4 protein-coding genes are annotated in these 7423 nt (G+C 60.3%); 1 reads left to right on the top strand and 3 read right to left on the bottom strand.

The window, feature by feature from the left end; all coding sequences use genetic code 11:
* Positions 1-103 precede the first annotated feature (103 nt).
* The 3 genes from GBM95_RS10395 to GBM95_RS10405 all read right to left on the bottom strand — a co-directional run bounded on the left by GBM95_RS10395 (position 104) and on the right by GBM95_RS10405 (position 3345).
* On the bottom strand, positions 104-1513 hold the full coding sequence (locus GBM95_RS10395; protein ID WP_152159028.1) for an ATP-binding protein: 1410 nt from the start codon (positions 1511-1513) through the stop codon (positions 104-106).
* Between the two features lie 133 nt (positions 1514-1646).
* Complete coding sequence (locus GBM95_RS10400) at positions 1647-2336, bottom strand: HAD family hydrolase (RefSeq protein ID WP_226963281.1); 690 nt, start codon at positions 2334-2336, stop codon at positions 1647-1649.
* The gene (locus tag GBM95_RS10405) at positions 2329-3345 is read right to left on the bottom strand and encodes an RluA family pseudouridine synthase (RefSeq protein ID WP_152159029.1); all 1017 of its coding nucleotides are present in this window, start codon (positions 3343-3345) and stop codon (positions 2329-2331) included. Before GBM95_RS10405 ends, GBM95_RS10400 begins: the two co-directional genes overlap by 8 nt.
* Positions 3346-4871: 1526 nt before the next feature.
* Here GBM95_RS10405 and GBM95_RS10410 point away from each other — a divergent pair.
* Positions 4872-7423: Rne/Rng family ribonuclease (locus GBM95_RS10410; protein ID WP_152159030.1), on the top strand; the 2552-nt coding region annotated here is incomplete at its 3' end.

Raw genomic sequence — 7423 nt, forward strand, 5'->3', positions numbered from 1 at the left:
CGGCCGTCGAGGGTTGTGGTGGTTTTATCTTCATAACTCATTTATCAATTATAACATAACCGTAGCCGCTTGTCAACTATTTTGTGCCTATGTTAATAAATCCTCAATCGAGGAGCGCTTTCATCGGAACGAGATGGATGTTTAAATGCGCTTCGGCTTCGTTTTTCAGCGCCTCATCAAAGCCGCTCCGGGAAAAAATCCAATAGGAAAAGACGGCATCGTCCGCCACCGGGAGCAGCGCGCATTTTTTCTGCAGCGACCGGAGCACCTTGAGGTCTGCCGCCTCCCGCCGATATCTGCACGCTGCGGCGATGCAGTGCTGCCGCCTTTTATCGGCGCCGACAATATCGATCTCAGCGTCTCCCGACCACCAGCGTCCGAAGTGCGTCAATGCTTCCGGGATCAGTCCTTCGAGGCGCCATCGAAACAGATACTCCCTGCATGCCGCCGCAAATGCTTCATGAGCGAATTCAGCAAAATACGGCTCGACCTTCTCCTTCCACTTGAGCTGTGCCTCTTCCTGCGACCGAATGAGATCCGGCTCATCGGCGAGGAACCGGAACCAGAATTTCTGCAGGGAATCATTGAGTCTATAGCGACCCAGCGAAGCGCTTCCCGGTTCGTTCGGTCCCGAAAAGACAGGAAATTCCTGCTCTATCAGATCCATATCCCCGAGCACAGTCAGATACTTCGTGAGCGTCCGGTTGTCCACATGACTCTGCTCAGCAATTTCGCTTCTGGTTGAAGCGCCCATGGCAATCGACCTCAGAATCGCGTTGTAGGTTGAAGGATCCCGGAATTCCTGCCGCAAAAGAGACTGCGGTTCGTCATGGAGAAAACCATTGGCGCGAAGCAGGTTGAGCGCCAGATTCTCTTCCATCGACTGGCGGGCATCGAGGAACTGCCAGTAGTAGGGAATCCCGCCCAATGCGGCGTAGCCCCTGACGAGATCGTCGGCGGCATATTCCGGCGCAAAGTCCGACACGGTTTGAAACGAAAGCGGCGGGACTTTCAGGACAATTCCCGCCCGGCCGGACAAAGGACTCCGGTCGCCGAGCACGTCCTTCTCCACGTAGGAAACGGCGCTGCTCAAGAGAATCAGAAGAAAATTCTTCTGTGAAAGCACGTCATCCCAGACGACACGGAGTTCCGAGAGAAAGCCCAAGTGTTTCTGAGCAATGTGCTGGAACTCGTCGATGACGAGAATGCGGCGTCCCTCACCGGGCGCGGCTGCGTAAGCCTTAAAAGCCGCGGTCCAGCTCTCATAGCGCACGCCGGATTTGCCGAGCCGTGCACTTAAAGCCTCGGAAAAAAGCTCGAGCTGGAACTCATCCTTCCACGCTTTTGCCGTGTACCAGAAGGTCTCTCTTTCTTCGCAGACTTTCTGAATGAGCGCTGTCTTTCCCACTCGTCTCCGGCCGTAGACGATCACCATTGCCGTGCGACGGCTCCCGCAAACGCCTTCGAGCGCCTCGAGCTCTTCGGTACGCCCAAAACATTCAAGCCGGTTCATCGAAGAGCGCTCCTTTTTGTCACAGATCGTAATCTGGCAGATTACGTTCTGCCAGATTACGATCGGGGAATCGATGCCGGGAGCGCAAAGGTCTTCTTCTCAATTTCTGAGAAAAACCCGCCTTCATTCGGCTTCAATGCAGCCCGAGAACGCGGGCGAGCTCCTCTGCATCGCGGCAGAGGGCAACGGGCTTCTCGGCTTCGAGCATCTCAGCCGTCATGGCGCCGTAGGTCATGCCGATCGAGCGGCAGCCCCAGGCATTGGCCATGCCGAGGTCGTGCGTTGTGTCGCCCACCATGATCGTGTCGGCGGGTTCAATCCCGGTCGCAATGCCGATGGCTTCGAGCATTCCCGGATCGGGCTTCGACGGGTTTTCGTCGGCCGTTTCCGTATCAGTAAAGTATTTTCCGAGTCCCGTTGCTTCCAGAACCCGATTGAGGCCCCGCCGGCTTTTGCCGGTGGCAATCGCGAGCGTGACGCCCCTCTCATGAAGCGTGCGGATGACGTTCTCGATGCCGGGAAAGAGATGGACCTTTCCTTCCTCAGGACGATAGCGCTCAACGTAATAGGCGCCGAACTGCGGGAACTCTTCCTCGGGACAGGTGGGCGCAATGATCTTCATGGCGTCGCGCCAGCCGAGGCCGATCACCGAGCGCGCCTTTGTGGCGGACGGCACCGGAAGCCCCATCTTTTCCGCCGCGTACTGAATGCTGATCGCGATGGCGGCTGTCGTATCGAGAATCGTGCCGTCCCAGTCAAAGACAACAAGCTTATAGGAACCGGCCGGCGGCACTTTTGCTGCGGAATTCATTTCGTCAATCATGCTGCTTCTCCAGTGCACTGATTACCTGGGCGAGTTCTTCGGGGAGAGGCGCCTCAATGTCGAGCGCCTCGCCCGTAACGGGATGAATGAATTTGAGCTTCCAGGCATGAAGGAACATCCGCTTCAAGGGTGCTCCGAGGAGCCCCGCGGCAAGCTCCTTATTGAAGGCGAAGTCGCCGTACTTGTCGTCGCCAGCGAGCGGGAACCCTTCCGAGAGCGCATGAACTCGGATCTGGTGCGTGCGGCCGGTTTTGAGTTCAGCGTCGAGATAGGTAACGACTCCGAAGCGCTTCAGTACCGTGAAGATTGTGTGCGCGCTCATGCCGAGCGGGGACACGCGGACGCGCCTCTCGCCCGAGGGAAGGAGATAACGCTCAAGCGGCGCCTTCACGTGGCGTCGTTCATTCACCCAGTCTCCCTTCACGAGGAGCTTGTAGTGCTTTTCGATGCCGCCTTCCTTCATGAGGTCGTGCATGCGCACGAGCGCTTTCCGAGTCTTGGCAATCACGATGGCGCCGCTCGTTTCCTTGTCGAGACGGTGGCAGAGCTCGAGGAAGGGCTCCTCGGGGCGCGTGGCCCTCAGGCGCTCGATCAGGCCGTGCGCAATTCCTGAGCCCCCATGAGCCGCAAGGCCCGAGGGCTTCATGACGATCAGAAGATGCCGGTCTTCGTGGAGGACTTCAAGCTGGCCCTTCGCAAGGGGCGCCGCAGGGGCCTCAGCCGCCGGGGAGCGCTCCGCAACGCGCATCGGAGGCACGCGGACGACGTCTCCGAGCTTTAATTTCGTTTCTGCCTTCGCGCGGCTTTTGCTCACCCGGACTTCACCCGCCCGAATGACGCGATAGATATGACCCTTGGGCACCCCGCGCGCAAGACGCATGAGGAAGTTGTCGAGCCGCTGGCCGTCCGAATCCTCGCCGATCTCGATGTAGCTCACCCGATCCGACGGGAGCGCACGCACCTTTGATGAGGCGAGCGGCTTAATTTCGGCCTTGGTTGTGTCTGTCATATCCTGTAGTGCTTATACTTAGGGGCTGTCGTTCGAAGTCGGCTTTTCCGCTTCGAAGCGATCGAGTGCATGAGCGGATGGATCCGCACGCGCAGAGGGCTGAAGCGCAAAAGCTCCAGCCGGCGCGAAGGTTCATTTTCTCACGCCTCACAAAGGATTTGTTCCTTCGGTCGCCCGGAACGATTTCCGCCTAAGAAAGGCGTCGAGGATTCCCGTGATCGAAGGAGGCAGAGTTTTTTTTGACGCGGCGGCGCAGTGCCTTTATGAGGAATGCGGCGCCGCAGGCTCGGTCCGTGAGGATTTCTGCCTTGGGCAACGAGTGCTCAGGCAGGAGGCCTTTCGGGCTGATGCCGCAACAGGCAAAGTTTTTTTCGTTCGCCATCCGCTCTTGACATGCGCTCCTCAAAAGAGCGCCGGAGAGAGAACGCAAGGCACCCACGCCCTTGAGGTCCGTTCTTCGGAAATCGGGTTCGGGAGAGCTGAAAGCCCGGAAGCTTTCGCGCCTGCGGATTCTTCTTTAGGAAAGAGACGGACGTCCGGAAGGTTCCTCCTGGTTTTTCCCTTCATGGAAGAAAAGCGCCGGAACGCTCCGAGCCCCATGGCAGATGAAGGATTTCTTTTCCGACAATTCAATCCCCTCAACCGCTTCTTCGCGGGCCCGATTGCGGCTTTTGCGTGCTCCCGAGGGCGAAGCCTGATAGTGATGCTTCGCCGGACTTTTGGTCGAGCTCAGCCGCAGGACGCTCCTGCGAAATCATCTGAGGCCCTTTTCCGGCCCTGAGGCGCGAGGACGATTGATGCCGGTCCGTGAATTCCTTCATGCACTGCCTCGGGTTCGATGAAGCGCTTCGCGTGCGCCCTTCATTTTCTGAAGCGGGAAAGCCCTGCAGGATCTTTATCCGAACGCCCGGATTTCTTTCGGCAGGGGAATCCTCCCGCGCAGAATGCATGCCGCTTTCTTCCTTCGTCCGTCCCATTTCAAGCCGGGCCTCGCCAGGGCATGACGCGGGCTTCGTTCGTCTTTTCCGGCCCTTTTGAATGCATGAAGAAGGCGCCTGGCTTTTCGTGAGTTTTGCCGGCAGATCGTGAGGGATTGAGCCCCTTCCCGAAGAATTTCCCGCTCGCCTCCGAAGCTTTTCTCCTTTTAAGAAATCTTCTGAAGATGAGGCGGTGAAGGTTCTTCCGGACGGATGTGACTCTCCCCAAATCGTTCTTTTCCTTCCCGTCCAGCACCCGCTGCTTCGGGACCGGATGGAAGACGAGCGCAACACATCAGCCGGATAGCGGCGCGGCAATGCCCTTACGGAGAAGATTCTCCTCGGGCGCCGCTGCGGGAGCTTCAGCTTGAGGGAAGCTCCCTGCGGTTTTTTCTCCGCAGAGGAGAGAAAGAATCGTTTCCGCAGGAATACCGTCAGGCACCCTCACGAGACGAATATCCCTGAAGCTTCAGGGCAAAACTCCTGCCTTCCGCTGCGGCACGCCACAGTCCGCCCGCGGCCAATGGGCGGCGAGGAGTGAAATCCCAAATGAAGCGCATGCTTTTCAATGCCACGCATCCCGAGGAAACGCGCGTTGGCATTGTCGACGGCCAGAAGCTGATCGACATCGACATTGAGACTGCCGGCCGCGAAGCCCGCAAGTCGAACATCTACAAGGGCGTCGTCACCCGTATCGAGCCCTCGCTTGAAGCCTGCTTCGTCGACTACGGCGAGGAACGCCACGGCTTCCTGCCCTTCAAGGAAATCTCGCGAAGCTACTTCGCCGAAGGCGTCGACGTTCGCATGGCGACCATCAAGGAAGCCATCCGCGAGGGCCAGGAGCTCATCGTCCAGGTTGAGAAGGAAGAGCGCGGCAACAAGGGCGCCGCGCTCACGACCTTCATCAGCCTCGCCGGCCGCTACCTCGTTCTGATGCCCAACAACCCCCGCGCGGGCGGCGTCTCGCGCCGCATTGAGGGCGAGGAGCGTCAGGAGCTTCGCGAAGCGATGGACAAGCTCGACATCCCGGGCGGCATGTCGACCATCGCCCGCACTGCCGGCATCGGCCGCACGACCGAAGAGCTTCAGTGGGACCTCAACTACCTCCTGAAGCTCTGGAATGCGATCGTCGACGCCGCGCGTCCGCAGTACGAATACGTAACGGAAGAAAACGGCCGCAAGGTCCGCACGGTCTCGTCCGAACCCACGAAGAACGGCCGCAGCGGCAAGCGCCTCAATCCGGCTCCCTTCCTCATCGTTGAGGAATCGAACCTCGTCGTGCGCGCGATCCGCGACTACTTCCAGCCCGAGATCGGCGAAATCCTCGTCGACACGGATGAAATCTACGAGCAGGCGCGCCAGTTCATGGCGAACGTCATGCCCGACATGGTCGACCGCGTGAAGCGCTACCGCGACGACATTCCGCTCTTCACGCGCTTCCAGATCGAGCAGCAGATCGAAACCGCCTACTCGCGCACCGTTCCGCTCCCCTCGGGCGGCGCCATCGTGATCGACCACACGGAAGCGCTCGTTGCGATCGACGTCAACTCCGCACGCGCCACGCGCGGCGCCGACATTGAGGACACGGCCTTCCGCACGAACTGCGAAGCCGCGGACGAAGTCGCCCGCCAGATGCGCCTCAGAGACCTCGGCGGCCTCATCGTGATCGACTTCATCGATATGGCCGAATCGAAGAACCAGCGCGCGGTTGAGCAGCGCCTCAAGGACGCCATCCGCTACGACCGCGCCCGCGTCCAGACGGCCAAGATCAGCCGCTTCGGCCTGATGGAGCTCTCGCGCCAGCGTCTGCGCCCGGCGCTCTCCGAAGGCAGCCACATCACCTGCCCGCGCTGCAACGGCGTGGGCGTGATCCGCGACACCGAGTCCTGCGCGATCCAGGTGCTGCGCATCCTCCAGGAAGAGGCGATGAAGGAAGGCACCGGCGCCGTTCAGGCCCAGGTGCCCGTCGATGTTGCTACGTTCCTTCTCAACGAGAAGAGAAACGACATCACGAAGCTCGAAGCGCGCCACCGCGTGCCGATCGTGCTCATTCCCAACACCTACCTTGAGACGCCGCACTATCACATCGAGCGCATCCGTCAGGACGACGAGCGCCTCGACACGCACGTCCCGAGCTTCGACCTCGCCGAGGAAATCGAAACGACGGCCGACGACCCGTACGCTCAGAAGTCTCAGGAAGAGAAGCCCCAGCGTCCCAAGCAGGTTCCCGTCATCAAGAACCTGATCGAGCGCGATCCTGCTCCGGTCCATCAGGCTGAAGCGCCGAAGGAAGAAAAGAGCGAGAAGCCCGAAGCCGGGAAGATGAAGCAGATGACCCCGGTCACGCCTCAGAAGTCTCTCTTCCAGCGCATCATCGCTTTCTTCACGGGCGGCGACGACGCGGAAAAGAAGACCGAGGAGAAGCCTCAGCAGAAGCCCGCTGAAAAGACGGAAGAGAAGCGCCGCACGCGCGGAGGCAGGAACGACCGCCGCACGCGTTCGGGCCGCACCCGCACGGAGCGCACCGATCGTCTTGAACGCGCGGAACGCGGCGACCGTTCTGAAAAAACGGAAAGGTCCGAGAGATCCGAACGTGCGGAACGCACGGAACGCGCCGAGCGCACGGAAAAGACCGAAGGCCGCACCCGCAGAACGCGCACCGAACGTGCCGATCGTACGGAACGCACTGAGCGCGCCGAACGCACGCCCCGCACCGAGCGCGCTGAGAGGAGCGACCGCGACGATCGCCGTCAGCAGCGCCGCACCGAGGAAGAGGCCGCACGTCCCAATGAGGACATCGCGACCATGACGGCCGAAAGCCTCCCCGATGCCGCGAGCCAGACGGAAGTCGAAGCGCCGGTCTTTACGGTCGAGGCGGAATCGGGCGACGAGGAGCGTCGTTCGCGCCGCCGTCGTTCGCGCCGTCGTCCTCAGGAAGACGAAGCCCAGGCCGACCGCATCCCTGAAGCGGAAGAGACCCAGGAAGGCGCCGCCGCGCCTCAGCCCGCACTCGCCGAAGTGATTTCGCTCGACGAAGGCATCGTTGAGGGCGACAAGGCCGCCGAACAGTCGGAAGCCCGCGAGGAAGCCGATGAGGAAGG

This window comes from Sutterella seckii (assembly GCF_009183815.1).
GTDB lineage: Bacteria > Pseudomonadota > Gammaproteobacteria > Burkholderiales > Burkholderiaceae_F > Sutterella > Sutterella seckii.